We start from the raw sequence: 26,642 nt of genomic DNA, 5'->3' as shown, positions 1-26,642 counted from the left end.
TATAAAAAGACAGGAAAACTTCCTATCTTTTTTTCCAGATACTCATCTGAGATACTGTGTGTTGGTATTTTCTATTTGTTTCTTTTATCACAAAAGGAACATCTATAGTATCAAGTAGTTCGAACCTATCTTCTAAGTTTTCTTTTAGTGTATCAAGAGTTTTTACTTCTTTGTTGTCTTTGATATATCCACCTAGCCAGTTTTTCTTTGGTGTGTACTCTTCTAGCCATGTATATGGTGAAAGTAGTACTAAAAGTCCATTGTCATTTACTCTATTTGGTACATCATCTAAGAACTTTTGAGGATAGTATAATCTATCTATTAAGTTTGAACAGAAGATTAAATCATACCCTGTATATAAGTCTTTTAGATTACAAGCATCACCTTGCATAAATGTAACTCTTTCTTTTGTATCTTCTAAATCAAACTCTTTTAAAGATACGCTTTTTTCATCAAAAAGCTCACCCTCTGTTTTTACTTTAAATACAAGTGAATCATACTTTTTAAGCTTTACACCTACATTGATAAAGTTTGCACTAAAGTCAATACCTAAAACTTCATCAAAAGTTTTTGCTAATTCAAAAGTACTTCTACCTACACTACAACCTAAGTCCATAGCTCTTTTTGTATCTACACCATCTAAATAAGGCTTGATTAAGTCCACAGAGTTTTTAGGGAAGTTTTTAACTCCAAAGTTCTCACCACCATAGTGGAACTCACAATACTGAGAGATTAAATCATCTGTTTCATATACATTATCATTTAGTTTTGTTCTGTATTCATTGTCAGATTGTACATATCTAAATCCTGCATGTTGGAAGAAGTGCTTTCTAAAAGCATATCTTGCACTCTTTAAAGTTTCATTTCCTAAAGAGATAAAAGACCCACCTTTCATAAGTGCATGTCTATCATCAAAAGTAGGAGTAGTAAAGTCATCATAAATAGGATGTGTTTGGAAATCATCAAATGGATATGTAGGAGTTATGCTCCACTGCCAAACATTTCCTCTCACGTCATAAAACTCATCAAACTTATACTTATCTACAGGAGATTGATTAAACTGTTTAAGTCCGATATTTGCTTCTTTTTGTCCTGCATTTGTGTAGTCATAAAGTCTGTAGTATTCATCTTCACTTGGAAGTCTTACTTCATATCCAAGTTTAATACTTAGGTATTTACAGAAGGCTTCTGCTTCATAAACATTTACATCAACTGGATAGTTTAAAGGTAAAGGTATAACCCTATTTATTTCTCTAAGATAGTATCTACCCTCTTTTTTTACCCAAAAAGTAGGATGTTTAGCTTGAGAGAAGTCTAACCACTCTTTTCCTTCTTCACTAAATAGTTCAGGTTTATTATATCCACCCTCTTTTACAAACTCTAAAAACTCCCCATTTGATACTAAGTATTTTGAAGCTTTGAAGTCTTTGATGTTTGCTTTATGATATGAAAACTCATTGTCCCAACCATAATAAACAGGGTTTTGTCTATCTTTTTCAAGAACTACTTCCCCACCTTTTACTTCAACTAACTCATTTGTTGGATAGTCATGGCTTTCTTCATTTTTGTACTCAAAAAGTTCATCATCACTCATATGTTTGATTTTGAGTTCTCTTAAAAGTACAGATGAAGTTTCAATATGAATATTTTCATGTTCAATCCCCATCATAATAATCCACATAGGAGATTCCCAGTTGATAGGCATAGTAAACTCGATAGTATCTATTAAGTCTAAAACGATTTGTTTTACTTTATCTCTGTAAGCTTTTGTTTCTTCGAAAGTTGGCCATGTGTAGTGTTTTGATTCCAAGTCATCCCATGACATCTCATCAACACCAATAGCAAAGATAGATTCATACTCTTTGTTTACTCTATTAGGTAAGATATTTGCAAGAACTAGTTTGTTTACAAAAAATGTAGCAGTGTGTCCATAATAGAAAATCAGTGGATGTCTAAGTCTATTTGGTTGTTCATAAATACTTTTATCATCTTTTAGTAAGTCAAACAACTTCTCATCTAATTCATATGTTTGAAGAAAATAGTTTTTAATCTCTTCTCTTTTTTCTTCCACAGAACCCTGGGTTAAATCAATAGTATTCCTTATATAATCCATTCTTTTCCTTTGTTTTAATTATGTGTTATCTAAAAAATCAATTTTTGCTATTTTATTGGTTTTAATAAACTCTTTGTATAGATTTTGTATCTGTTTGGACTCATTTTCATCAACTAATAAATAGTGTTCTTTTAATCTTTGAAGATTTAAACTATTGTCTAAACCTAAAAGTTGTTTTGAAATAATATTTTCAATTAAAAGCATCCCTAATCTTTTTATTGATTTAGTCCTATCTAAAATATTTATAGCATCATCTGTAATAAATACAATCTCCTCTAAAGCTTTTTCATCAATTTGGCTGTAAATCATTTTATATAATACATTTAAAGCTTGATTATGAAGAACAACAGGCATTTCATCCCTATCTCCAACTGACTCTTTAAGCAGTACTCCAAGTTTTCCAAGTTCAATAGACTTATCTATATTATCAAATTTTTGTTTATCATTTGTTAGATACATAAACCTATATGCAATAGCCATATTTACAAATGTTGCTCCATATTCAAAAGCTCCTAATGCAGGTATTGATAAACATTTTTTATAGTTACTAATAGCACCTTCATAATCTTCATTCCACTCATCATAATTTGCTTTGATATTATAATAATGCCATAACCATAAAGGCTCATTATCGTCATTATGTGAGAAAATCAGCTCATGTAATGATGACAATGAGTCTAAACCTTCTTGTTTAATATCATTTTTTCTTTGACTTACAACTATCCAAGCTTTTCTTTGGAAATATCGCACTTCAATGTCACTTGGCTTTTTATTTTTTCCTACATTTAAGCTTTTAGGTAGTGAGTTATATGCTTTTTCAAATTGCCCTGTTCTTTCATATAATGAACAAATCGAAACAGAGTATTTATTTGGATTTATTTCATATAAATATTTTGCTAAAAGTAAGGCTTGTTCAAAATGACCATTTCTTTCAAATAAGAAAATAAGCTTATCTAAAGAATCAATTGAAAGTTTTCTATAATAAGAATTGCTTGACATTTCAAAAGAGTTTATATCCAAAGGATTAAACATCTGCCCTGCAATTTGAAACCAAAACTCATCGATTAACTCATACTGTTGTTTTTTATAAATAGATAAAATAAACTTCTCTAAAATAGCAATAGTTCTTTTCTCATCTAAAACCACATCTCTTACATAATAATATAAAATAAGTAGAGAAATTGGATTATCAAAATACTCAACACACTCTTCTATATGGTTTCTTAGATAATAAGAAAGTCTTCTTTGCTCATCATCAAGCTCTTTTATATTGGCATGATTTGTAAAATAAATCTGCATAGATTTTTCTTGGGCTAAAAATCTAAAATCATCAAAACTTCTATTTACAAAGTTCTGAAAACCAGAAATAAGTTGAGAAGTAGAACTCTTTTCATTTTCAAAAAAGTTTCTACCACAATACTCAAAAAGTTCTAAAGATACAAAAACTTTGCTATCTTTTCTTTTTATAATATTAGTTGAGCTTAACTGCATAAGTGAGTAAAGTTTTTGCTCTTTAGATGATAATAAAAACTCAATATCACAATTGTTATTTAGTCTTTTATCTTTAATAATCTCTAAATTTAAAATACCTAAACTTTTAACTCTTTTTTCAATTGATTTAATCTGGTCATTTCTAACATAAAGGTTTAAATTTGAAAATCTTTTAGCAAGTGTTTTTAATAAAATCCTAAAAACCCAATGATTTTTATCTACTAAATCTAAGTTATAGATATGAATAGGCATTTTCTTATCAAACTGAGAAAATGCTAATCTTACTCTTTTTAGTTTTTTAATATCTTTATTAAACCAAGAGGCTAAAATACTTTTAAATTCACTTCCCTCACCATCTAGAATAGATGGCATCATCATTAATCCAAGAAAGAAAATCACAACAAAAACAAAAGATATAGTATCTGCTATTTCCCAATCAAAAGGAAGTTCAAATATTACCTTTTTTAAAAGGTCTTCATAAATTGAAGCAGAGATTAAAGCAAACATAATAACAATAACAGAAACGATAGAAATAAGAGTATTAGAAACTCTTTTTTTTAAAAAGTAAATAAAAGAGTTTCCAGTAAGATTGTTTAAATCCTCTTCAAACTTCTCTAAAGTATCACCCTCACAGAAAGTTACATGAAGTTCATTACTATGTTCAATGATTATTTTATCTTCAATACTTTGTCTTTTTGTATCACAAAGCTTTGAAGTATAAATACTACAACAGTTTTGAGCCATCTATTTTTTCATTCCTTGTTTTGCAAATTTTTGCTGAATAGGATCACTAAAACTGTAAGTTCCTTCTTTTAAGTCAAAAGGTAAATCCTCTAAACATTTTTTATACTCTTGAACAAACTCATCATCATAGTGTTCAAATGCATTAGTTAATATATCAATATATTTTGCAGGAATAAAGCAATTCTCATCTCCTGCTTTTGCAATTTTTTCTTCATTTGTAGTCATAAAAGCAATTGCATCTTCATCAATATCCACGCCACTAATATCAGATGCTTTAATAATTACTTGAGAATAGTTTTTTTCTCTTAACTTTAAGATCTCAAACTCTTCATCTGTGATTTTTACAACTACTCCATTTGTTGATGCAGTTTCATCTTTTTGAAGATTTAAAAAAACACCATTTACATCTACACCATCAAACTCTATATGCTCAATACTATTCCAAACTTTTTTAAAACCCTTAATAGTTACAGGAATCAAATCATCATAGCTAAGCTCTCTTTTAAAAGATTTTTGAGCACTGTTTAAATTAATAAGTGAACCAAAACCAAAAAGATACATTAAACTAAACTCTCTTTTGAAACTACTATCCCATCATGGTCAGCATAAATATAATCACCTTCATTTATAGTAACACCATCAATTGTAACAGCTACATTCATTTGTGCATCTTGAGCTGGAATATATTTTCTTGGACAAGTTCCTTTTGCAAAAAGTCCTGTTTGGAAATCTTTAGTTGTAACAGTATCTCTTACATAACCGTTTACAATAATTCCTTCAAATTTATTGTCATTTGCAAATCTCATCAAGTTGTCTCCAACCACTGCAAAGTACTTCTCTTCAACATCTACAACAACAACTTTTCCTAAACCATCATTTTCTTTTAAAAACTGTGCTAAATCTTTATTATTTTTATCTAATTTAAAAGTAATTGCTGTACCTCTGAATTTTTTACTTCCCCCATATGATTTAAAGTTTGGTCCTAAAACCTCTGTTTTCTCACTATGCTCATCACATAAATCTGCTGTAAAAAATCCCATATTTCATCCTTATTTCTAAAATCAATTAATTAAGGCTTATATTATCTCATTTTACTATTAATTTATTCTTATTTATCACTTTTTTTACACTTTTAACTTATAATATAATTTTTTAAAAGGCTGTATCATGAATAAAATCTATAAAATAATCATCTTAGGATTATCTGTTTTAATATTTACTGGTTGTTCTACAAAAATTACTGTCAAGTCTTTACATCCATCGAAAATAGAAGATGAAAAGATTCATACTGTATTTGTTGATAGATTTTATAATGATAGAGTAAATCAAACTGCACTTATAGAATCTGAACTATCTTCTGCTTTTTTTAAGAGTAAAAAACTCTTTAAACTTAAAACAAATAGTTTTAATACAGATGCAATAATCGCAGGAGAAGTTTTAGAATCATCTTTGAACTATGAGATTTATTACAAAGAAGATTTTAATAAAAAAAGATGTTTAACTTATGAAGTTGATAAACAAACAAAAAAAAGAACTTGCATAAAGTATATAAAAAGAGTTACACCTTGTGAAAAAAGAGAGTATAAAGTTCAAACTAAAATCGATGTATTAAAAACAGACTCAAATGAACTGCTTTTTTCAAAAGTTTATTCAAAAACAAAACATGAAGATGAGTGTTTTGAAAATACAACTTATATAAGTTCAGGTTTCCATAGAAATAAAAAAACTATTAACACTAATCTTGCAAGACAAATTGCAAATGAGTTTTTATATGATATTTCTCCACACTATGAGTACCATACTATTGAAATAGTTGATGAGATCAAATCAATTGAGCTTTCAAAAGAGCAAGAAGAAGAGTTTGAAAAGAGTGTTGAGCTAATTGATGATGGGTATATTACACAAGCAAGAAAAAAACTCCAATCTTTAAATGAGACTCTTGATTTTAAAAGTTGGGAAATCTTATATAACTTAGCTTTAATAGAAGAGAAATTTGAAAACCTGAAAAATGCTCAAACTTTATATGAAGAAGCAGAACAAAATGCTGTTGAGAATGAAGATTTACAACTTATTCAAACAGCATTAAATAGAGTAAATAGAAATTTAAGTGAAAAAATTAAAGCAATTTCACAATTACCATAGATTTTTTCTTGCTTTATTTTTTGTTAACCCTACTTTGTTATGATTCGCACAAAGTAAAAAAAAGGTAAAAAATGCAAAATAAAAAAGTTGTACTTATTTTAGTTGTTGCACTACTAGCAATATTTTTTGTTTCTGGCTATGTTTATAAAAACATGCAAGAAAAAGAAGAACTTCAAAAAGTTCAAAACAATAACACATCTTTAGTTAGACCGTATTCATACATAGATGGTAAAAAAGATGCAAAAGTTGAGTTGGTTGAATTCTTTGACCCAGCTTGTGGTACTTGTGCGTTATTTCACCCTTATGTAAAAGAAATAATGAAACAAAATAAAGATGATATTAAGATTGTTTACAGATACGCACCTTTCCATAAAGGTTCTGATAAAGTTGTAAAACTACTTGAAGCAGCAAGAGAACAAGGAAAGTTTAAAGAGTTACTAGAACTACTATTTGTAACACAACAATACTGGGTTAAACATCATGTTGTTCAATACGACATAGTTGAGAAAATAGCAGAAAAATCAAACTTACTTGATATGAATAAAGCAAATGAGTTTATGAAAAATCCTAAACTTGATGAAATAATAAATCAAGACTTAGCAGATGCAAAAGCTTTAGGAGCGAATAAAACTCCATCATTTTTTGTAAATTCTAAACCATTAAAAGAGTTTGGATTAGAGCAACTAATTGAGCTAATTAACTCAGAACTATAATAATTTTATAAACAAAGGGCAAAGCAATTGCTCTTTGTTATATTAATACATAAAAAAATAAGTTTTATTAACTTGATTATAATCAAGTTTAGTATAAACTATCTCATGTTTGAATTTCTAAAAAACCTTAATTATAAAACTATATATCTTACTAGATTTTTTTCAGTCGTTTTTTTGATAGTAATATCAATAATAAACATATCACTAATAACTACAAAAAGTTACGACTACAACACCTTTATACAAGACAATTATAAACAATCAATTTTAATAGAAAAAACTATAAATCATTTCTATAAAAATGAAGAAAAAGAGTTATTGCAAAACTTAAAAGAAATTTCATTAAATAATACAAAACTAATAAGTAGTCCACTTTTTCAAAAAGTAGAAAATAATTATGTAGAAGAATTAAATAATTTTATAAACCTAAGTAAAGAAACGAATAAGGAAGAGTTTATAAAACTTTTAGATTCAAAACAAAAACTTCTTTACTTAATAAATGAAAATATCTCAATCATAGATAAAGAGAGTGCCGAGTTTATATCTTTTATCAAAACTTTAACTATTATTGTGCTTTTAGTAATCATCTCTTATTTAGTAATTGAGTCAAGGCTTATAATAACACCTCTTTTTGAAAGAGTAAAAACTGCACAATTAAGACAAATAAGATTTAAAAGAAAACTAAGTAAATCATTTAGAATAAAAACAAGAAGAATAAAAGAGTCTTTAGAGATTATAAATCATTATGTATATACAAGTCAAACTGATGCAAATGGTGTAATCACTTATGTATCTGATGCATTTTGTGAACTATCAGGATATAAAAAAGAAGAGCTTTTAGGAAAAACACACAATATAATAAAGCACCCCGATACAAAAGAAGAAGTATTTAAAGAGCTATGGAAAACAATAAAAAATGGCAATATTTATGTGGGAGAGCTTAAGAATCTAACTAAAAACAAAAAAGAGTTTTGGGTGAAGTCTTATATTAGGCCACAATTTGACCAAAAAGGAAATATTTGTGGATATATCGCGTATAGAAAAGATATAAGCCATGAAAAAGTATTAGAAAAAGTTAATAGTGAGTTAGAAGAAAAAATTGCTGAAAAAACAAAGATTTTACAAGAGCAAAATGAACTTTTAACTAAATTATCTATTACAGACCCTTTAACAAAACTTTATAATAGAAATAAACTAAAAGAAGAAATGAATATCTTTATTCAAAGAGCAAAAAGATATGATGAGATATTTAGTATTATTATTTTAGATATTGACCACTTTAAAAAAGTAAATGATGAGCATGGACATCTAAAAGGAGATAAAGTATTAATTGCTATTTCAAATATCCTAAAAGATAATCTAAGAAATGTTGACTTGGTTGCTAGATGGGGTGGTGAAGAGTTTATTATTTTAGTTGATAAACAAAAACTTGAAGAAGCAATATTTATAGCTCAAAAACTAAGAAAAGTTATAGAAAAACAGTTAGTTGAAGACTTGAGAGTTACTGCAAGTTTAGGTGTCTCACAATTTAATAAAGATGACACTAGTGAAACACTTTTTAAAAGAGCTGATGAAGCTTTATATGAAGCAAAACAAACAGGTAGAAACCGTGTTTGTTTTAAAAATTAATTATTATTTATCTTAAATTGTAATATCAATGTTGCAAGCATTGATATTATAATAGCTACAATAACAGGGAAAGATATTACCACAGCATCTACAAAATAAACAAATACTGCAATTACTGCTGGTGTTAAATATATATAAGACATAACACTTTTTGGTCCTAAAATTATTGTTGCTTTTTGATATAAATAAAGTGTAATTAATGTTGTTGCTACTACTAAATATGACATATATAAAAACATTTCATCTTTTATTAAATACCAGTTTAAAGGTTCAGCCATAAAAAGTAAAATCACAGCCATCCATAAAGCACCTCCAACTAAAGTACAAAAAACCAATAAAATTGGATCATCATCTTTATATAAAACTTTCATTGATATTGAATATAAAGCCATAAATAAAATACCAACTAGATAAATCAAATCTCCATTATTTAAACTAAATGATAAAAAAAGTGATAGATTTGCTTTAAAAACAACTCCTAAAGTTCCAATAATACCAATAAGATAAACAAACCACTGCGTAAAAGTAATCTTATCTTTGAATATGAAAATACATAAAATTGCAGTAACTAAAGGAACTAAAGTATATAAAGCACCCGTATTAAGTGCTGTTGTTGTTTCCAAAGCTAGAAACATCAAAACAAAATAACCTGCGTAAAAGAAGCTTATAGTTAAAGCCCTAGGCATTGTTTCAACAATTTTAGTTCTATATTTTCTTCTTATTAAAATTAAAGGAGATAAAATAACAGCTGCAGCTAAAAATCTTAAAAGAATTAATGAAAAAGGGCTTATTAGTCCAGCTAATTTTTGTGTTGCTATAAATGAGCCTGCAACTAATATTGTTGCAATTATTACTAAAATATGTGCTCTTAAATGTAAACTATTCAAAATATAACCTCTTTATTATTTTCAGAATAATAGTGAAAAAAACTACAAATAAGATTAATTTAAAAATAATTTTTACAACTTTACTGAAACTAATAAGAAATAAAAATGAAACTTATTAAATATATTCATTCAATAATTATTAAAAAGCACTTCCTAATGGAAATATAACAACTTTTTGGATAAAATATTTGCCTTTTTAAAGAGACAAAACTATAAAAAATTTAGGTACGAAAATATGAAAGTAGTAACTGGCGTAGTTGGAAATGACATCCACGTAGTAGCAAACAGACTAATTGACCTTTCACTTCAAGCAAGAGGCTTTGAAGTATTTAACCTTGGTGTTAATACTTACTTAGAAGAGTTTATTGATGCAGTAATTGAAACAAATGCAGATATATTATTAATCTCATCATTAAATGGTGAAGCTGAAGGTTGGTGTAGAGAAGTAAAAATTCTAAAATCAAAATATGGAAATCTATTAGATGATGTAGTATTTATGATTGGTGGTAACTTAGTAGTTGGAACAGGAAGTGCAGATGATATTGTTCCAAGATTCAAAAACTATGGTTTTGATTTAGTATTCCACCAAGTAGACTTAAATACTGGTTTAGATGAATTAGAAAAATTCATGGAAGGTAGAAAAAAGTAATGAGTTTATTGCAAGAAGAAAGAAACATTATATTAAGTAATGAGCATGTAGATAACTTTGATTTTGCAGAAGTTGAAGAGTTTGTAAAAAATGCTTCAAAAGATCTTTTTATCTCACATAATTTTAAAACAAAAAATAAAATGCTTGTTCAACCAAGAGGTGGTTTCCCTACTTATGACAAGATGTTTGCATTGTATGAATTCTTTGATAAAGCAAATGTAGATGTTCTTCCATGTACAATTGACTCAAATACGAGATTAAATGATTATGCAACAGCAAAAAAGATGCTAAGACTTTCTGAAGAGAATGAAGTTGATATGTTAAATGGTTATCCATTAGTAACACATGGATATAGAACATCAAGAAAAATGATGACACATTTTAATAAACCTATTTCTTTAAGACATGGAACTCCTGATGCAAGACTTCTTATTGAGACAGCAATTGCATCTGGTATTTTTGAAATTGAGGGAGGTCCTATTACTTATCTTCTTCCTTATTCTAAAAACTTCCCATTAGATAAAGCATTTTTATACTGGAAATATGTAGAGAGAGTTTGTGCTAAGTATTCTGTTTTAAATGAACCTATCAATAGAGAATCATTTGGACCATTAACAGCAACACTTGTACCTCCATGTATTACAATTGTAATTCAATTATTAGAGATGCTATTATCACTTGAAGAAGGAGTAAAATCTTTCTCAGTTTCATTCTCTCAAACTGGTTCTATGAATCAAGATATAGTTATGGGTGCAGTTATTAAGAAACTTGCTAAATACTATGCAAATGAGATTGGATGCGCTGATGCAGATATTCATTTAGTTTATCACCAGTGGATGGGAGCTTTCCCAATGGATCAAAACTATGCTTCAGAACTTATTTCTATGAGTACTGTTGTTGCTGCTATGGTTGGAGCTAATAAGATTATTACAAAAACAAATCAAGAAGCTTCAGGTATTCCAACAAAAGAAGCAAATGCTGAAACAGTTGCAAATACACAATACTTACTTAGAATCCTAAATGGTTTACCAAAGGTTGTTGACCAAGAAGAGGAAGAGAACTTAACAGCAGAAGTTATGGCTATTATGGAAGCTGTATTTAATGACCCTGCTGATACATTATGGAGAAAAGTATTTAACTCTATTAAAAACGGAACTATTGATGTTCCATTCTCTCCTCATATTATCAATAACAATGAAATGATTACAGTAAGAGATAAAAATAAAAATATTAGAATTATAAAAAGAGGAAAAGTTCCAATTCCAGATAAATGTTATGAGTATGAAAAAGCTCAATGTGACTTAAGTAAAGACACAACATCAATAGTAAATGATATTATCCATGATATAGGAATTATGCAATGAGTAAAATAAATGACAAACTATTAATCGATGTGGGAAGTACTTACTTTAAAGTAAGTACAGTTCACGGGGTAGAACAACACTTTAGAGATTTCAATAAAGATATTTTTGATGACTTAACATACAAATGTGGTGATACTATTCATAACTACAAAAAAGAAGATGTATATATTTGTTCTTCTGCAAATGGAGGTTTAAGTACATTAATTATCGGTGTTACTAACTCTTTTTCATTAAAATATGCTACAAATATTGCATTTAATTCAGGTATTAATATCATTGATACTGTTTTATATAAAGATATTGAAAATACATCTATTCCAAGTGAATTAATTGATGTTGTTATAGTTGTTGGTGGAATTGATTCTGTAAGTGGAATGTTTGATGAAAAACTATTTAAATTTTTAAATGATGTAAACTACTCAAATATTGTTTATGTTGGAAGTAGTAAAGATGCACCATATTTAAGTAAAAACATCGAAAACTTAGTTGTTTTACCAAATATTATTACTGATAAACTTCATGTTGAAGAAGAGAATTTAAAAGAGTATTTAACGAACCTTTATCAAGCAGATATTATGGGGAAAGAAGATATCAAACACCTATATGATATTACTTCAAACCAAATCTACTCAACACCTTATATTGTAAATAAAACTCTTCCACAAATTGGTAGTAAGTTTACAGTTGCTGATCCATATATCTTAATTGATATTGGTGGTGCTACAACTGATATTCACTACTCAAAAGATTTAGTGGATGAAAATATGGTTACCCAAAATGAGTATGACAGACTTGTATTTAAAAAACTTGGTGTTTACAAATCAAAAGAGTCTTTAATTTATGCAGCTAAGAACAATGAGTTCGTTTATGAATTACTTGCTCACTTAAAAGTTACAGAAAACATTTTTGAAGAGTCTTCTCCAAAAGCAACAGTTATTTTAATGCAACTAGCTATATTCTTAGTATTATGTAAAGTTTCAACTTATGTAAACTCTTATGTAAATATAAAACTTTTAGTTTTAAACTCTATTGTATTTACAGGTGGTATTACAAAAGTTTTAAAGCCAGAAGAAATTGAAGATATAGTATCATTTTTCTATAAAAAAATATTAAACTCTGAGCATAAACCAAATATTGTAATGGATTCAAACTATGATATTTGGACACTTGGTGTAAAATCGTAAAAGGAACATTATGTCAATTAATTGTATAAGAACTTTACTTGAAGACGCAGCAGTATCTCATCCAAGTAAAACAGCTGTAGTATTCAATGAAAAAAGTATTACATACGAAGATTTATTAAAAAAAGCAAATCAAGTTGCTTTTTATTTAAAAGAATTAGACTTACCTAAGGGAAGTAGAATTGGTCTTTACTCAAATAAAGGGATTGATCAAGTTATTGCAATCTTAGCTATTTTATCTACTGATTATGTTTTAGTTCCTTTAACAAAACTATTAAAATCAGAGCAAGTTGAATATATAATTCAAGATTGTGATATTAAATGTATTATTACAGATAAATTAAAACTTGAAAGTATAGAAGAGATTAAATTTAATGGGCATATTTTATCTTATGAAACTGCACATAAAGATATTCCTTCTTTTGAAGAAATTTACAAATACTATAATAAACCTTTTAGCAATAACGTAAATGGTCATGACAATGCAGTTATTACTTACTCATTTGGTCTTACAGGTAAACCAAAAGGTATTGTAATTTCTCATAGAAATTTAATTGATAGTGCAAGAGTTGTATCTCAATACTTAGATTTAAGAGAAGATGATGTAATTTCTGGTACTTTAATTTTCAACCTTGATTATGGTTTAAATCAGATTTTCTGCTCACTATATAAAAGAGCAACTTTAGCATTACATAGATTTATATTAGCAGGTGATTTCTTCAATCACTTGATAAATGACAATGTAACTGTTTTACCTTTAATGCCTGTAAATATAGCAAATATGTTTGATGAAGATGAACATAGACTTCCAAGTGTAGAGCTTTTATCTAAAGTTAGAGTTATTACATCTTCAGGTGGTAATGTAACAAATAAAATGCTTAAAGATTTAGATAAATACTTCCCTGATGCAAAGTTTTATTCTATGCATGGATTAACAGAAGCATTTAGATCAACATATTTAGAGCCTTCACAAATTTGGATTAGACCTGATTCTATTGGAAAAGCTATTCCGGATGTAGAACTTTATGTAATAAATGAAGAAGGTAAAGAGTGTAAACCAAGAGAAGTTGGTGAACTAATTCATAGAGGTGGATACATCTATAAAGGTTTCTGGAATGCACCTGTTGAAACAGCAGAAAGATTTAAATCTATTCAAATTCTAAAAGATGTAATTGATTTAGATGGACAATTAACTGATGAAATAGTTGTAGCTACAGGTGATTATGTATATAAAGATGAAGAAGGTTACTTCTACTTTGTATCAAGACATGATAATATGATTAAAACAAGAGGATTTAGAGTAAGTCCATATGAAATAGAATCAGTAGTAGAAAATAACTTACCTCAGATTGACCAATGTGCAATATTCTCAATTCCAAATGATGAAATTGAAGAAGAGATAGTTATGGTTTACTCAAGTAGAAGTGAAATAGCTCCAAAAGAGATTACTTTTGAGTTAAAAAAACACCTTGCATCTTATATGATTCCTTCAAAAATAATCTACAAAAAATCTTTACCACTAGTTCCTAGTGATAGAAATAAAATCAATAAAGAAGAATTAAAAAACGAACTTCTAGAAAAATAATAAAAATGTAGCCTTTAGGCTGCATTTTGCACTTTTTTTCCACAATCCTTAACTAATATCAATTACTTCTAATATAAAATCTATTAGAATATCATTTCATAAAAATTGTAGAAGGATTTAAATATGAAAAAATTAGTAGTAGCAGCAACATTATTAACTGCATGTGTAGCATTTGCTAACCCTTATGCTAAGTGTGTTGGTTGTCATGGTGCAAACGGGGAAAAAGCAGCAATGGGAAAATCTAAGATTATCAAAGATATGTCTAAAGCAGATTTCATTGCAGCAATGAAAGGTTACAAAGATGGTTCATACGGTGGACCTATGAAAGGTTTAATGAAAGGTCAAGTTTCTTCTTTATCTGACGCAGATATCGAAGCAATTGCTAATCAAATCGCTAAGTAATCTAAAAAAACTAGAGTTTTTTAAAACTCTAGTTTAAGCAAATACAATAGTATCCCTACCCTTATCTTTTGCCTTATAAACGGCTTCATCAGCTTTTTGAAGTAAAACTTCTTTATTTTTATACTCAGCATAAAAAGCAATACCAATACTAACTGTTAATGATATATCTTTATTTCTATGATAAACACTTTGAGATTTTATATCTACTCTTAAATCTTCAACTTTCTTTTGAATTTGTTCCTTTTGTAAAAAACAAAGTATTACAAACTCTTCACCACCATATCTATAAACCTCTCCATTCAAATAATTAGCATGAGTTTGAAGCTTAGAACCTAAATATTCTAAAACTCTATCACCTGCATCATGTCCAAAGTTATCATTTATACCTTTAAATTTATCAGCGTCAATAAAAACAGCACATAAAAGATTTGAATTATTTTGATTTACAAAATGCTCTAAATCTTCTTGCATTTTTTTTCTGTTGTAAACTTGAGTTAAATGGTCTCTATTCATTTTATCTTCAAGAAGCTCTTTTTCTTTTAAAAGCTGTTCTATTAAAGTATCTTTATAATCTTCTTGAACTTCTGTGTTTTTTTGTTCAATCACTTTTCCTAAAGAAAATTCAAACCTATCAAAAGAGCTTGAATAATCTACTTTTTTACATTCAAGTACAAGCTGTGGCTTATCCTCACCAAGGCCATTTGTAATAAGAAGTTTATCAAACTGTTTTATTGAATATACGATTTTATCATCTTGTATTTTAGGTTCTAAGAGCTCTTTTTTCCAGTATTTAGAACTTTCCTTTGTAAGTATAGAAGTTTTTTTTAACAGTATATCTTCAAATAAATCTTTAGAAACAGAAATTTTATACATAGCCTACCCTATTTTGATTAGGAAACTATATCAAGTATAGCCTTAGTATGCCATATTATCAGTATAATAAGTTTTACTTATATATTATTTATAAAAGTTTAATATAATATTTACTAATATTACAAACAATTTTATTATAAGGAAAACAAATGAAACTAAGAGAAAAATTCACACCAATGTGTTTTTTATCTGCACTAGGAGCAGGAGGATTATCTGTATCATTTTTTATGTATTTAATGTTTCTAGTACCCCATGAAGGTGTACCTATGGCAACTTTTGATTTTATCATGCCAAAGTTACTTGAAGGAACTTGGCTATCTTTTGTGATAGCTTTATCACTTATATTTATACTTGTTTTTGCATATTTTCACTTCAAACTTCTTATATGGAATACAAAGCAATTTAATCTTTTTAAGAAAAGTGATAAATATAAAGAGCTTGTAAACTCAAATGCTGAGATTACACTTATGACGATGCCCCTTACATACGCAATGACTATTAATGTATGTTTTGTTTTAGGAGCTGTTTTTGTTCCAAACTTATGGAGTATTGTTGAGTATATGTTTCCATTTGCCCTAATTGGATTTGCAGCAGCTGGGTATTTTGGTCTTAAAATATTTATGAACTATTTTTCAAGACTTCTAATCAAAGGTGATTTTGACTTTACAAAAAACAATAATCTTTCACAAATGATTTCAATCTTTGCCTTTGCTATGATAGCTGTAGGTTTTGCAGCACCAGGTGCAATGAGTCACAATATCACGGTAAATGCAATAGGTATTTTTGCAGCTATATTTTTTGCTTCTGTTAGTATCTTATTACTTATTATTAAACTTACTATGGGATTTAAAAATATGTTTGAACATGGTGTTTCACTAGAAGCTAGCCCATCTTTATGGATTATCTTACCTATTTTAACACTTTTAGGAATAACTGCTATTAGAGTTACTTTTGGACTACATCATAGTTTTGAAGCAACACTTGCTAAATCATCTTTATTTACTCTAACAGCTACAATAGTATCACTTCAAGTAATCTTTGGGCTATTAGGATATAAAGTTATGAAACAACTTGGATACTTTGAAAAGTACGTAAATGGAACTGATAAATCACCTGTATCTTTTGCACTTATTTGTCCGGGTGTTGCATTTTTTGTATTTGGAATGTTCTTTATTAATTTTGGACTTACATTTAACACAGTTATTGCAAAATACTCACTTGCATACTTTTTATTAATGATTCCATTTATTTATATTCAAATAAAAACAATCATCTATTTCTTCAAACTAAAAACAAAATTTGAATTCTAAAAAAGAAGACCTTTAAAATTTAAAGGTCTCTTGCATAGTTGCAATAGTTCCTGTATAAAAAAACTCTCCTAGACCAATAGTAAAAAGCATACAACCATACAAAGAGTGAGCTACAAAAAGCACAGCTAAAGAGTGTGTTTTATCATATAGTCTTGCAAATAAATACCCACCACCAATAGTTAGTATAACTGCTATATAATTGTGAAAGATTATATGCATATATCCAAATAAAAAAGCATTTATCAAAATCATATTGGCTTTACTTGAAAATAGTTTCTTATATCTATGAAAAAAATATGCCCTATAAACAACTTCTTGAGGATATACAGAAAGTAAAGGATATAAAATAATAACTGCTAACCAAAGATAAGGATTTTGTTTAAATAAAGAAAAAAATAGCTCTGGAAGAAAATAAAACATAAAAGAAACAATAAATAAAGAGATAATAAAAAACTCTAATATTAATGCTTTTATATTTTTACTAAGTAACTTTTGTCTAAAAAAATTCTCTTTATTAAACTTCTTATCTTTCAGAAGAATGAAGGTACAAAATCCTGCTATTATCCATAAATATGGCAAGATTGGAGTTGGCGTATACATAAAAAGTATAAAAGGAATTAGTAAAAACAAAACTGTGAACTCAAAAAGTAAATACTCTTTATTTTTTTTAAGTCTTATTAAAAGCATTTTTATCCTAGTAAATCAAATTTTTTGATATTATAATTTAAGTTATTTACAATTTAATTTCAATACAATCTGATTTTAAAATATAATAAAAGGATTATTAGTTGAGAACAACTATATTAAATATACTTTCTACTGTTTTAATAGCTACACTCTTTACAGCATGTGCAAGTAAAGACATAGAAAAAATAGAACTTACAGATATAAAAATAGAAGAAAAACTAGCAAATGATAATTTTATGAATCAAAATGAAGAGGCTTATAAACTTCTAAAAAACCATTTTTCACCTTGGAGTCAAGAACAAGTGTCTTACTCGCAAATTGAGGCAATGTGGGGATTAAACTATAAACTTAGAGAAATTTATTTAGAAAACTATAAAAAGGCTTCTTTATCTTGGTTTGAAAGGCAAGAAGAAAATGCAAACTTTGAGAAATACAATACTCTAAAGAAAAAAGCTATTACCCTTAAAAACACAAATGTAAGGGTTTTACCTACAAATCAACCTATGTTTTTTAAACCAACAAAACCAGGGGAAGGATTTCCTTTTGACTATAATCAAAATTCACTTCTTAAAATAAACTCACCTATTATAGTATCACACTTATCAAAAGATAAAGCATGGGCTTATGCTCAGGCTTCTAGCTTTGGAGGATGGATAAACATAAGTGATATTGCTTTTGTAGATGAAAAGTTTATAAGTGAATTTAAAACAAATGACTATTTTATAGCAACAAAAGAGAAGTTTCCTTTATATGAAAATGGTTTTAGAGAGTATATAAAAGTAGGTACAATTTTTCCAAAAAAAGATGATAAATATATTGTAGCTAAGAAAGTTCAAAACCAAGAAGCAAATATTTCACTAATTGATATAAAAGATGAAGAAGTATCAGCCTTCCCTATAAAATACAATGTAAAAAATAGAATCAAAATAGCAAAACAACTTCTAAATGAACCTTATGGATGGGGTGGATTACTAAACAACAGAGATTGCTCTTCTTTTACAAAAGATTTCTTTGCACCTTTTGGAAAGTATTTACAAAGAAACTCTAAAGGTCAAACAAAAAATGGTCTTTACAAAGATATGTCAAAACTTTCAAATAAACAAAAAAAGCTATTTCTTATGAAATATGGTGTACCTTTTTCAACTTTAGTATACCTAAAAGGACATATAATGCTTTATGTTGGTATCAAAGACAATGAACCACTTGTAATGCACAATGTATGGAGCGTAAAACTAAAAGATTCAAATGGCGATGAATACAGACACATCATCGGAAAAGCCACTATTACACCCCTTGATATGGGAAGAGAACTGAAAGATTTTGATGAGGATAAAAGTATCTTAAAAAAGATTCAAGGCTTAGTTATTTTATAATCTTAAAAAAACTTGTCACACTTTTAACTCCTATTTCGTCTTACATATACAAACCAACAAAAGGAATAGATATGTTAGACGAAAAAAAATCACTTAAAATGCTTGAAGGTTTTCAAGCACACTATAACTACAATACAACTTATATGAAAGATATGTTAAAAGCCAACCCAAATGCTTTTGAAACATTTCAAAACTTTTTGCCTATGGCTAGTTTTTGTGAGAAAACTCCAAAAGATGTTATGTATACAGTAAAGCTTACCACTATGAAAAATGAAGATTGTGGAGAATGTCTACAACTAAATGTAAATATGGCTTTAGAAGCAGGAGTTGATAAACAAATCATTAAAGAAATAGTTTTTAATGAGGGCAAAAACTTACCCCAATCATTAAAAGATATATATGATTTTACACTTGCTGTTTTAAATGAACAAACTATTGATGAAAATTTATATGATAAAATATATTTTAAATATAGTAAAGATATTATTACAGAAATTGCATTAGCAACTGCATCAGCAAAAGTATTTCCAACTATAAAAAAAGTACTAGACAACTTCCATAGTTGCTCTGTAATAAAACTAGAGGTATAAATATATCATGAATGAATTAGTAGCACAAACACAAGAGTATAGAAACTCTCTTATTTCATATGTATACAAAATAATAGGCTCACAAGAGGAGGCTAAAGATATTGTTCAAGAAACGATTATTCGCTTTATTGGTAAAAAACATGATGAAATAGAAAACACAAAAGCTTGGTTGTTTAAAGTTGCTACTAATTTAGCCTTGGATTTTTTAAGAAGTGCTAAAAGTAAAAGAGAAGTATATATAGGAACTTGGCTTCCAGAACCATTTATAGAAGAAAAAGCTCATCAAAACAATGAAATAGAACTTGATGAAAGCCTATCAATGGCACTTTTAGTTTTGATGGAAAAGCTATCTATAAAAGAGAGAATTGCCTATATTTTACATGATCTATTTGAATTCAAACATAAAGAAATAGCTGATATTCTAGATACTTCTATTCAAAATAGTAGACAGTTAAACTCAAGAGCAAATAAAAAACTACAAACTAAAAAGAAGAAGTATACTCCTACAAAACAAGAACATATAAAACTTACAAATTCATTTTTAAAAGCTTTGAAAGAAGGAGATTTTGAAGAGCTGAGAAATATGTTTAAAGAAGAAGTTAGCTTATATTCTGATGGTGGAGGAAAAGCAATAGCAGCAAGAAAAGTTTTATATGGTGATAATGACTATATTAGTAAGTTCTTAGTAAAAGTTACAAAACATCTATTTGAGGCTTCAAATAAAAATGATGTAGAAATTAGCACTATTTGGTTCAATGGTTCTTTAGGCGTAATTCTAAAAGAAAATGGAAAAGTTATTACATCTTACAGTTTTGAAATAAAAGATAATATGATTTTAAATATCTTCGCACTTAGAAATCCTGATAAATTAAAGTACTTTGATAGTATCAAATAACTTCCAATGAATACTAAAAGAGTTTTCAAACTCTTTTAGTCTCTTTTCAAGAAAACTTGCTACTTCATCGCAACTACATAAAAAGAAAAATACCCTTGGAGAGTACGGTTTATGTTTTATAGCAAACACTTTTTTATACTCTTTTTCAAATTTTGATTTTAAAATCTCTATTTGTTTATCATGACTCATGGTTCTGTTTAAATGATGGTATATTATTAAACACTTGCAGTTTTTGTATAAGTGTTTAATCTCTTCATCAAAGATATATTTTCCAGCTTTACTTTTTGTTTTAAAATCTTCAAAGCTTTGAATTTTTATATCTTTTGTTTCATCTTTTTTGATGAGTTTTGTAGCTACTCCATTATCTGGATCAACTGCAATAAAATCACTGTTTTCACTAAACTTTAAAGCTTTTTGAAACCAAGCTTTTCTATAAACTAAATCATCTTTTGCATTTTCATTTACATATAAAGAAAAGTATTTTGTATTTTTTACAAGCTTTGATTCTTCCAAAGCTTTTACACATCTATTTGTTTGAGTGATTTCTAAAAGTTTTTCTTCAAGTTCATAATCAAACTTTTTTACTTTTTCAAAATAGTTGATATATAAACCATCATTATTATGGGTTTCATCTGGATACATATACCAAATCTGCGATAGATTATACTCTTGATTATTTAGTAAAAATCTAAGTAGGTGAAATTTTCCAAAATCACCTACATCACCGCTATATCTATCTTGCATTTCTTAGATATATAAGCCTATAAAGCATAGGTACATAATAAAGATTAAGAACAGTAGCCCATAAAATACCAAAACCTAAAGCAACTGCCATTGGCTGAAGGATTAAAGCTTGTCCAGAAGCAAAGAAAATAAGACTACTTAATCCCAAGATTGTAGTAACAGAAGTTAATAAAATAGGTCTTAATCTCATTTTTGCATACTCTTCTAATTCAGGTAGAGTTTTAGCTTTTTTAATAAAGTCCATCATAATAATCCCATCATTTACTATAACCCCTGCAAGCCCTACCATACCAATCATACTTGGCATAGTAAGATTTATATCCATTACTACATGCCCTATTAAAACACCAAGCATTGATAAAGGAATAGTACTTATAATAATAAAAGGTTTTATAATTGAATCAAACATCCAAACTAAGGCTATAAAGATTAAAATCAAAGCTATTAAAGCAGCTTGCCCCATCTCTTTTTGAACCTTTTCATTTTCTTGCTGTTCACCTTTTATTTCAAGCTTTACGCTTTGAGATAAAAGTTTGATTTCGTCTTTTAGTTTTTCAAAAACTTCTGCTGATGTTATTTCATCTAAAGAGGCTGTTACGCTTATAATTTGAGCATTGTTTTCTTTAAAGATTTGAGAATATGCAGGTATTTTTATAAACTCTACAACTTCCTTTAAAAGTACTTTTTGATTACTTGAAGTTGTAACTGTAAAGCTATCTAAACTATTTAAAATATCTTTTGAATTGCTTTGAAATACAATCTCTACTATTCCCTTATCATCAAACATTTTTGAGTAACTACCTTTAAAGTAAAAAGGTCTTAACTCATTTAAAATAGTCTGTTCTGTAATTCCTAATTCATTTCCATAAGAGTTTACTTTTAGTTTTAGCTCATAGTTACCAGTAAGGGCATCATCAGCTATATTTGATACTCCTTTAATCTGTCCTAAACTCTTCTTTAGTGAAGCTACAGCTTCTAAAACCTTATCATTATCTCCAGAAAGTGCAATTTCTACATCATTTTTTACAATTCCAGCTTGAGGTACAAACACTTTTAATTCATCAAATCTATTTGAACTAATATCATCTTTTAAGACCTCTTTTAACTGCTTTACAACAGTTTGGGCATCAATAGTTCTAATCATATTAGTATCATCATATTTAGGTGAAAGATAAGGGTTTATATATGTTTCAAATACGTTTACAGGTGCTCTTTCATTTAAGTTTACAAATATATGAAAATAAAACTCTTCATTGTGAGGTTGGTTTTTCCCATCTAGTTTCATTCCCGTAACTGAAGTTACAGAACTCAAAGTTTTATCCATATCCATACTTTCAAGTATTTTTCTTTCTATTTTATAAACTTCTTCTTCTGTTTGCTCAACTTTTTTACCAACACCAACGGAACCTGTTATATAAACTTGTGTTGAATCAAAGGCTGGCATAAACTCAAACTTTTGTGTTTTAAAAACAAAAATTGTTCCAAAGATAATAGAGCCTACTAAAACAAATAAAGCTAAAAATCTCCCTTTTAATAAAAAGTCCAAGATATTTCCATAAAGTCTATAGTTAAAATCCCAAACCTTGTGAGATTTTCTTTCATCTTTACTTACTTTTAAAATCTCTTTTGCATGAAGTGGTAAAAAGAAAAAGGCTTCAACAAGGGAGCTTATAAGTAAAATAGTAATCATAATTGGAAGTATTTGCATAAACTTCCCTACTTCACCTGTCATTAGAAGTATTGGTAAAAATGCAAATACTGTAGTTGCTGTTGCTGTTAAAACAGCAGGATACATCTCAATAGCACCTTCTTTTGCTGCTGTAAACCTATCTTTACCCATTTCTAAGTGTCTGTAAATATTCTCACCAACTACAATAGCCTCATCCACAAGCATACCAAGGGCTATTAAAGCACCTAAAAGTGAAAGCATATTTAAACTATATCCTAAATAGTCAGCTGAGATAAGCCCTATCATAAATGAAGTTGGAATACCAATAGCAATAACCAAAGCAATTCTTACATTTATAAAAATAAACAGAGCAATAAACAGTAAACATAAACCAAATAAGATATTTGAAACAACAGTATTAAGTCTGTTTTTAATCCAAATAGAAGTATCAATGTAAGTGTCAAAATCAAGATTTTCATATCTTTGCTCGTAAGCTTTTGTAATCTCTTTGATTTGTTTTACTAGCTCTATTGAATCACCTTCAAAACCTTTGTTAATACTAATAGCAATATTTTCATTTGCATTAAAGTGAGAGATATTTGCAACATCTGCTAAAGTAAACTTAACAGTTGCAATATCTTTTAAATATAATCTTTTCCCATCAATTTTTAAAATGGTATTTCTAATGTTTTCAATATTTTTTGAACCATTAAAAGTTGATAAGTAGTAGTGCCTACTACTATCTTTGATGATACCTACGGGAAAAATTGTACTTATATTTTGAACGGCATTTATAACAGATAGTTTATTTAAACCATAAGCTTCTATTTTTTCATCATTAAAAGTAATCAAAAGCTCTTTATCACTTTTACCTAAGACATTTACCTCAGATAAATCTTTAAGCTTCATAATTTCAGATTTTACATCCTCAGCTACTTCTATTAGATACTCTTTTGAGGCTTTTTTATCTTTTGAATAAACAGCAACTGTAATCAATGGAAAAGCGTGTTCCATAGTTTTAACAGTTGGTTCATCCATATCACTTGGAAGATTTGGTTTTACTTTTGCAACTATATCTTTTACATCATTTACAACATCTTCTGGTTTTTCACCATCTTTTAAATCAACTTTGATAGTAAAAAAACCATTTTTAATTGTTGAAGAGATTTTACTTGCTGCACTTAATCCTAGAAGTTCATCTTCTATATCACTAACTGCTATTTTATCAAGTAGTTCAGAACTAGCTCCCACATAAGAGCCACTAATAGAAACTGCTTCCAAAGCTGAGGGAGGGAAAATCTCTTTTGGAATTTTAAAGTATGCAAAAAAAGCTAGTAAAAATACAAATAGTAATAATAGATGGTTTAGAATGGGTTTTCTTAAAGAAAAATCTATAATACTACTTATCATTTTCTAACTTTAAAGGGTTAAATAAAAGTGAATCTATAATTTGATTTTTAAATTTCATATCTTCAAGCTGTTGAGATAAGAATCTATTCTCTTCTTGAAGTGAAATATAGTGTGCATATAATTTATTTACATCCTTACTTACATAATATATATTATTTCTAAGATATATTTTTGGGAAATAAACCATCACTGCAAATATTAATATGGTAAATACAATAATTAAAGAATTAGTAGCATTTAACTTAATCAAATTTAAAAATCCTTAACTTTGAACTTCTACTTCTTGGGTTTTGTTTTATCTCTTCTTTAGTAGGTATTATTGGTTTTCTTGTAACTACTTTTCCTAAAGCATGGTCATTTCCACAAGTACATCTAAAAGCATCTGAAGGACAAATACAAGATTTACTCCACTTTTTAAAATAGTTTTTTACAATTCTATCTTCAAGTGAGTGAAAAGAGATAATAGCAACTGTACAATTTTTTGGTTTTGAAGCCTCTATTGAATCAAAAAGTCTAGTTAAAACTCCCAATTCATCATTTACTTCTATTCTAATTCCTTGAAAAGGTAGTGTTGCTGGATGAATTTTTCCTTTGTGCATTTTTTTTGATAAAAACTCTGCTAGCTCTTTTGAAGTTGAAAATGGTCTATTATTTACTATTAATGAAGCAACTTTTTTATACTCTCGAACTTCTCCATACTCTTTAAATACTCTTTCAAGTTCACTTTGAGAATATGTATTTACAACAGTTGAAGCATCTAATGCTTGTTCTTGATTCATTCTCATATCTAAAGTTTCACTCTCAAAACCAAAACCTCTATCAAGTTTATCAAGTTGTAGTGATGATACACCAATATCAGCTAAAATACCTCTAATATCATAATCTTTGAATTTTTCAAATACATGTTCAAAGTTACCTTTATTAAAAGTTACTCTTGAACTAAACTCTTCTAGTCTATTTTTACTAAAATTTAAAGCTTCATCATCTTGGTCATTACAAATTAAATTTACACTATCATTTTGTGATAATAAACCAAAACTATGTCCACCAAATCCAGTGGTACAATCTATTATAAAACCCTCTTTTATATCTTCGAAAGCTTGTAAAGTTTCCTTATATAAAACAGGAATATGTGGAATATGCATTAAAACAGTCCTTATTAAAATTAATATATAATATCCAAAAATATATTTAAGGCTTTTTAAAATGATTGATAAAAATACTGTTAAGTTACTGAAGAATCTATCTCTTACAATGTTTAGAAAAAACTTCTTTGGTATTTATCATGGAGCAATCTCAGCAAAACTTGACCAAGAAAACTTTCTAATCAACACTTCAGATGCTATTTTTGATGAAATGAATGATAAGTCTTTTTGTGAACTAAATTTAAATAAGCCTGATTATAGATGGAATATCGCAAGTATTGAGTCTCATATACATGCTTCTATTTATTCAAATATTCATGAAGCAAAATATATAGCTTTTGGAATGCCAATTTATACAACTGCCTATACTTTTGAACATGATACGATTATCTTTGATGACTTTTTTGGAAAAACAGAATTTGGAGAAATACCAATTTATAATCCAGGAGATTTTGATACATGGTATGATAGAAATGCATTAGAAATAACTAAGTATCTAAAAGAGAGTAATCATAACCTTATGGTAATAAAAGGAATAGGTACTTACGCCTACGATAGAGACATTAATGAACTTGTAAAAAAGATTGCCATACTAGAAAATTCTTGTCGTCTTTTAAGTATTAAAACATCTTTTGACTAAAAAATCATAAAATAGCTTTATATTTTGATTATTTTTATCCCTAAAGCCCCTAATTTTAGCTATTCTAAAGCTTAAATACTATAAAGTTTACTTAATTTAAATAAAAAAACAAGGAGTTCTTCTATGAACAAAGCAGAATTTATTGATGCAGTAGCAGCAAAAGCTGGTTTATCTAAAAAAGATGCAAAAGGTGCAGTTGACGCTGTATTAGATACAATTACTGAAACTTTAGTGAAAAAAGAATCTGTAAGTTTCATTGGGTTTGGTACATTTACAACTGCTGATAGAGCAGAGAGAACTGCTAAAGTTCCAGGTACTGACAAAACTGTTAAAGTACCAGCTACTACTGTTGCAAAATTCAAAGTAGGAAAAGCTTTAAAAGAAGCTGTAGCTAAGTAATCTATCA

General features: G+C 27.9%; 25 protein-coding genes. 14 read left to right on the top strand and 11 right to left on the bottom strand.

The genetic code is table 11. The features are described 5' to 3' along the window. Positions 1-22 precede the first annotated feature (22 nt). The 4 genes from ovoA to rraA are packed head-to-tail and all read right to left on the bottom strand — an operon-like array spanning position 23 to position 5,388. Positions 23-2,113 (bottom strand): 5-histidylcysteine sulfoxide synthase, encoded by a 2,091-nt coding sequence (gene ovoA / locus ACH5BF_RS01475; protein WP_423272216.1) that lies wholly within the window; start codon positions 2,111-2,113, stop codon positions 23-25. Positions 2,114-2,131: 18 nt separating this feature from the next. Beyond that, positions 2,132-4,348 (bottom strand): hypothetical protein, encoded by a 2,217-nt coding sequence (locus ACH5BF_RS01470; protein WP_423272215.1) that lies wholly within the window; start codon positions 4,346-4,348, stop codon positions 2,132-2,134. Beyond that, positions 4,349-4,909, bottom strand: a complete 561-nt coding sequence (locus ACH5BF_RS01465) for a gamma-glutamylcyclotransferase (RefSeq protein ID WP_423272214.1) — start codon at positions 4,907-4,909, stop codon at positions 4,349-4,351. It abuts the gene before it with no gap. Further along, positions 4,909-5,388, bottom strand: a complete 480-nt coding sequence (rraA, locus tag ACH5BF_RS01460) for a ribonuclease E activity regulator RraA (protein WP_423272213.1) — start codon at positions 5,386-5,388, stop codon at positions 4,909-4,911. The genes ACH5BF_RS01465 and rraA overlap by 1 nt, the downstream gene beginning before the upstream one ends. Positions 5,389-5,515: 127 nt before the next feature. On the opposite strand from rraA, the gene ACH5BF_RS01455 reads away from it, so the two are divergent. The 3 genes from ACH5BF_RS01455 to ACH5BF_RS01445 all read left to right on the top strand — a co-directional run bounded on the left by ACH5BF_RS01455 (position 5,516) and on the right by ACH5BF_RS01445 (position 8,832). Further along, positions 5,516-6,490 (top strand): hypothetical protein, encoded by a 975-nt coding sequence (locus tag ACH5BF_RS01455; protein WP_423272212.1) that lies wholly within the window; start codon positions 5,516-5,518, stop codon positions 6,488-6,490. Positions 6,491-6,561: 71 nt separating this feature from the next. Then, positions 6,562-7,203, top strand: a complete 642-nt coding sequence (locus tag ACH5BF_RS01450; protein ID WP_423272211.1) for a DsbA family protein — start codon at positions 6,562-6,564, stop codon at positions 7,201-7,203. Positions 7,204-7,377: 174 nt separating this feature from the next. After that, the gene (locus tag ACH5BF_RS01445) at positions 7,378-8,832 is read left to right on the top strand and encodes a sensor domain-containing diguanylate cyclase (protein ID WP_423272210.1); all 1,455 of its coding nucleotides are present in this window, start codon (positions 7,378-7,380) and stop codon (positions 8,830-8,832) included. Here the strand turns inward: ACH5BF_RS01445 and ACH5BF_RS01440 are convergent. Next, positions 8,829-9,719, bottom strand: a complete 891-nt coding sequence (locus ACH5BF_RS01440; RefSeq protein ID WP_423272209.1) for a DMT family transporter — start codon at positions 9,717-9,719, stop codon at positions 8,829-8,831. The two genes, ACH5BF_RS01445 and ACH5BF_RS01440, sit on opposite strands and share 4 nt — an antisense overlap. A 235-nt stretch (positions 9,720-9,954) precedes the next feature. On the opposite strand from ACH5BF_RS01440, the gene glmS reads away from it, so the two are divergent. From glmS to ACH5BF_RS01415, 5 genes are all read left to right on the top strand, one after another. Further along, positions 9,955-10,368, top strand: a complete 414-nt coding sequence (glmS, locus tag ACH5BF_RS01435) for a methylaspartate mutase subunit S (RefSeq protein ID WP_423272208.1) — start codon at positions 9,955-9,957, stop codon at positions 10,366-10,368. Next, positions 10,368-11,732, top strand: a complete 1,365-nt coding sequence (locus tag ACH5BF_RS01430; protein WP_423272207.1) for a methylaspartate mutase — start codon at positions 10,368-10,370, stop codon at positions 11,730-11,732. Before glmS ends, ACH5BF_RS01430 begins: the two co-directional genes overlap by 1 nt. Beyond that, complete coding sequence (locus tag ACH5BF_RS01425; RefSeq protein ID WP_423272206.1) at positions 11,729-12,916, top strand: glutamate mutase L; 1,188 nt, start codon at positions 11,729-11,731, stop codon at positions 12,914-12,916. Before ACH5BF_RS01430 ends, ACH5BF_RS01425 begins: the two co-directional genes overlap by 4 nt. Before the next feature lie 10 nt (positions 12,917-12,926). Continuing rightward, positions 12,927-14,498, top strand: coding sequence for an AMP-binding protein (locus ACH5BF_RS01420; RefSeq protein ID WP_423272205.1), 1,572 nt, complete (start codon positions 12,927-12,929; stop codon positions 14,496-14,498). 123 nt (positions 14,499-14,621) lie between these two features. Beyond that, complete coding sequence (locus ACH5BF_RS01415) at positions 14,622-14,900, top strand: c-type cytochrome (RefSeq protein WP_423272204.1); 279 nt, start codon at positions 14,622-14,624, stop codon at positions 14,898-14,900. 33 nt (positions 14,901-14,933) lie between these two features. Here the strand turns inward: ACH5BF_RS01415 and ACH5BF_RS01410 are convergent, their stop codons facing one another. Further along, positions 14,934-15,773: a GGDEF domain-containing protein gene (locus tag ACH5BF_RS01410; protein ID WP_423272203.1), complete on the bottom strand. Its 840-nt coding sequence runs from the start codon at positions 15,771-15,773 to the stop codon at positions 14,934-14,936. A 149-nt stretch (positions 15,774-15,922) separates the two neighbouring features. Between ACH5BF_RS01410 and ACH5BF_RS01405 the strand changes: the two genes are divergently transcribed. After that, positions 15,923-17,083 carry a TsoY family (seleno)protein gene (locus ACH5BF_RS01405; RefSeq protein WP_423272202.1) on the top strand — a complete coding sequence of 387 codons (1,161 nt, stop codon included), beginning with the start codon at positions 15,923-15,925 and terminating at the stop codon, positions 17,081-17,083. Between the two features lie 12 nt (positions 17,084-17,095). On the opposite strand, the gene ACH5BF_RS01400 is transcribed toward ACH5BF_RS01405, so the two are convergent. After that, on the bottom strand, positions 17,096-17,770 hold the full coding sequence (locus tag ACH5BF_RS01400; RefSeq protein ID WP_423272200.1) for a CPBP family intramembrane glutamic endopeptidase: 675 nt from the start codon (positions 17,768-17,770) through the stop codon (positions 17,096-17,098). Positions 17,771-17,871: 101 nt separating this feature from the next. On the opposite strand from ACH5BF_RS01400, the gene ACH5BF_RS01395 reads away from it, so the two are divergent. The 3 genes from ACH5BF_RS01395 to sigJ all read left to right on the top strand — a co-directional run bounded on the left by ACH5BF_RS01395 (position 17,872) and on the right by sigJ (position 20,628). Further along, positions 17,872-19,143 carry an SH3 domain-containing protein gene (locus ACH5BF_RS01395; protein WP_423272199.1) on the top strand — a complete coding sequence of 424 codons (1,272 nt, stop codon included), beginning with the start codon at positions 17,872-17,874 and terminating at the stop codon, positions 19,141-19,143. Positions 19,144-19,214: 71 nt separating this feature from the next. Next, positions 19,215-19,733: a hypothetical protein gene (locus tag ACH5BF_RS01390; protein ID WP_423272198.1), complete on the top strand. Its 519-nt coding sequence runs from the start codon at positions 19,215-19,217 to the stop codon at positions 19,731-19,733. Between the two features lie 7 nt (positions 19,734-19,740). Continuing rightward, entirely contained in the window at positions 19,741-20,628 is an 888-nt protein-coding gene (gene sigJ, locus ACH5BF_RS01385; protein ID WP_423272197.1) for an RNA polymerase sigma factor SigJ, read from the top strand. Here the strand turns inward: sigJ and ACH5BF_RS01380 are convergent. The 4 genes from ACH5BF_RS01380 to rsmH are packed head-to-tail and all read right to left on the bottom strand — an operon-like array spanning position 20,602 to position 25,596. Further along, entirely contained in the window at positions 20,602-21,372 is a 771-nt protein-coding gene (locus tag ACH5BF_RS01380; protein WP_423272196.1) for a hypothetical protein, read from the bottom strand. The two genes, sigJ and ACH5BF_RS01380, sit on opposite strands and share 27 nt — an antisense overlap. Beyond that, positions 21,362-24,451, bottom strand: coding sequence for an efflux RND transporter permease subunit (locus ACH5BF_RS01375; protein WP_423272195.1), 3,090 nt, complete (start codon positions 24,449-24,451; stop codon positions 21,362-21,364). The genes ACH5BF_RS01380 and ACH5BF_RS01375 overlap by 11 nt, the downstream gene beginning before the upstream one ends. Further along, positions 24,441-24,701, bottom strand: coding sequence for a hypothetical protein (locus tag ACH5BF_RS01370; protein ID WP_423272194.1), 261 nt, complete (start codon positions 24,699-24,701; stop codon positions 24,441-24,443). The genes ACH5BF_RS01375 and ACH5BF_RS01370 overlap by 11 nt, the downstream gene beginning before the upstream one ends. Continuing rightward, the gene (gene rsmH / locus ACH5BF_RS01365) at positions 24,694-25,596 is read right to left on the bottom strand and encodes a 16S rRNA (cytosine(1402)-N(4))-methyltransferase RsmH (protein ID WP_423272192.1); all 903 of its coding nucleotides are present in this window, start codon (positions 25,594-25,596) and stop codon (positions 24,694-24,696) included. Before rsmH ends, ACH5BF_RS01370 begins: the two co-directional genes overlap by 8 nt. A 61-nt stretch (positions 25,597-25,657) precedes the next feature. Here rsmH and ACH5BF_RS01360 point away from each other — a divergent pair, with 61 nt between their 5' ends. Then, on the top strand, positions 25,658-26,236 hold the full coding sequence (locus ACH5BF_RS01360) for a class II aldolase and adducin N-terminal domain-containing protein (protein WP_423272191.1): 579 nt from the start codon (positions 25,658-25,660) through the stop codon (positions 26,234-26,236). Positions 26,237-26,359: 123 nt separating this feature from the next. Then, on the top strand, positions 26,360-26,635 hold the full coding sequence (locus tag ACH5BF_RS01355) for an HU family DNA-binding protein (protein ID WP_423272190.1): 276 nt from the start codon (positions 26,360-26,362) through the stop codon (positions 26,633-26,635). The last annotated feature ends 7 nt before the right edge of the window (positions 26,636-26,642 follow it).

The sequence above is a fragment of the Arcobacter pernae genome, from assembly GCF_049472135.1.
Taxonomy (GTDB): Bacteria; Campylobacterota; Campylobacteria; order Campylobacterales; family Arcobacteraceae; genus Arcobacter_B.
The sequence above is the reverse complement of the archived record's forward strand: the minus strand, read 5'-3'. Positions and strand labels throughout refer to the sequence as shown.

What these genes read in the sequence shown, in the direction of transcription:
- ovoA (WP_423272216.1), bottom strand. Translation starts at nt 2,113, where the DNA reads ATGGATTATATAAGGAATACTATTGATTTAACCCAGGGTTCTGTGGAA.
- ACH5BF_RS01470 (WP_423272215.1), bottom strand. Translation starts at nt 4,348, where the DNA reads ATGGCTCAAAACTGTTGTAGTATTTATACTTCAAAGCTTTGTGATACA.
- ACH5BF_RS01465 (WP_423272214.1), bottom strand. Translation starts at nt 4,909, where the DNA reads ATGTATCTTTTTGGTTTTGGTTCACTTATTAATTTAAACAGTGCTCAA.
- rraA (WP_423272213.1), bottom strand. Translation starts at nt 5,388, where the DNA reads ATGGGATTTTTTACAGCAGATTTATGTGATGAGCATAGTGAGAAAACA.
- ACH5BF_RS01455 (WP_423272212.1), top strand. Translation starts at nt 5,516, where the DNA reads ATGAATAAAATCTATAAAATAATCATCTTAGGATTATCTGTTTTAATA.
- ACH5BF_RS01450 (WP_423272211.1), top strand. Translation starts at nt 6,562, where the DNA reads ATGCAAAATAAAAAAGTTGTACTTATTTTAGTTGTTGCACTACTAGCA.
- glmS (WP_423272208.1), top strand. Translation starts at nt 9,955, where the DNA reads ATGAAAGTAGTAACTGGCGTAGTTGGAAATGACATCCACGTAGTAGCA.
- ACH5BF_RS01430 (WP_423272207.1), top strand. Translation starts at nt 10,368, where the DNA reads ATGAGTTTATTGCAAGAAGAAAGAAACATTATATTAAGTAATGAGCAT.
- ACH5BF_RS01425 (WP_423272206.1), top strand. Translation starts at nt 11,729, where the DNA reads ATGAGTAAAATAAATGACAAACTATTAATCGATGTGGGAAGTACTTAC.
- ACH5BF_RS01420 (WP_423272205.1), top strand. Translation starts at nt 12,927, where the DNA reads ATGTCAATTAATTGTATAAGAACTTTACTTGAAGACGCAGCAGTATCT.
- ACH5BF_RS01415 (WP_423272204.1), top strand. Translation starts at nt 14,622, where the DNA reads ATGAAAAAATTAGTAGTAGCAGCAACATTATTAACTGCATGTGTAGCA.
- ACH5BF_RS01410 (WP_423272203.1), bottom strand. Translation starts at nt 15,773, where the DNA reads ATGTATAAAATTTCTGTTTCTAAAGATTTATTTGAAGATATACTGTTA.
- ACH5BF_RS01405 (WP_423272202.1), top strand. Translation starts at nt 15,923, where the DNA reads ATGAAACTAAGAGAAAAATTCACACCAATGTGTTTTTTATCTGCACTA.
- ACH5BF_RS01400 (WP_423272200.1), bottom strand. Translation starts at nt 17,770, where the DNA reads ATGCTTTTAATAAGACTTAAAAAAAATAAAGAGTATTTACTTTTTGAG.
- ACH5BF_RS01390 (WP_423272198.1), top strand. Translation starts at nt 19,215, where the DNA reads ATGTTAGACGAAAAAAAATCACTTAAAATGCTTGAAGGTTTTCAAGCA.
- sigJ (WP_423272197.1), top strand. Translation starts at nt 19,741, where the DNA reads ATGAATGAATTAGTAGCACAAACACAAGAGTATAGAAACTCTCTTATT.
- ACH5BF_RS01380 (WP_423272196.1), bottom strand. Translation starts at nt 21,372, where the DNA reads ATGCAAGATAGATATAGCGGTGATGTAGGTGATTTTGGAAAATTTCAC.
- ACH5BF_RS01375 (WP_423272195.1), bottom strand. Translation starts at nt 24,451, where the DNA reads ATGATAAGTAGTATTATAGATTTTTCTTTAAGAAAACCCATTCTAAAC.
- rsmH (WP_423272192.1), bottom strand. Translation starts at nt 25,596, where the DNA reads ATGCATATTCCACATATTCCTGTTTTATATAAGGAAACTTTACAAGCT.
- ACH5BF_RS01360 (WP_423272191.1), top strand. Translation starts at nt 25,658, where the DNA reads ATGATTGATAAAAATACTGTTAAGTTACTGAAGAATCTATCTCTTACA.
- ACH5BF_RS01355 (WP_423272190.1), top strand. Translation starts at nt 26,360, where the DNA reads ATGAACAAAGCAGAATTTATTGATGCAGTAGCAGCAAAAGCTGGTTTA.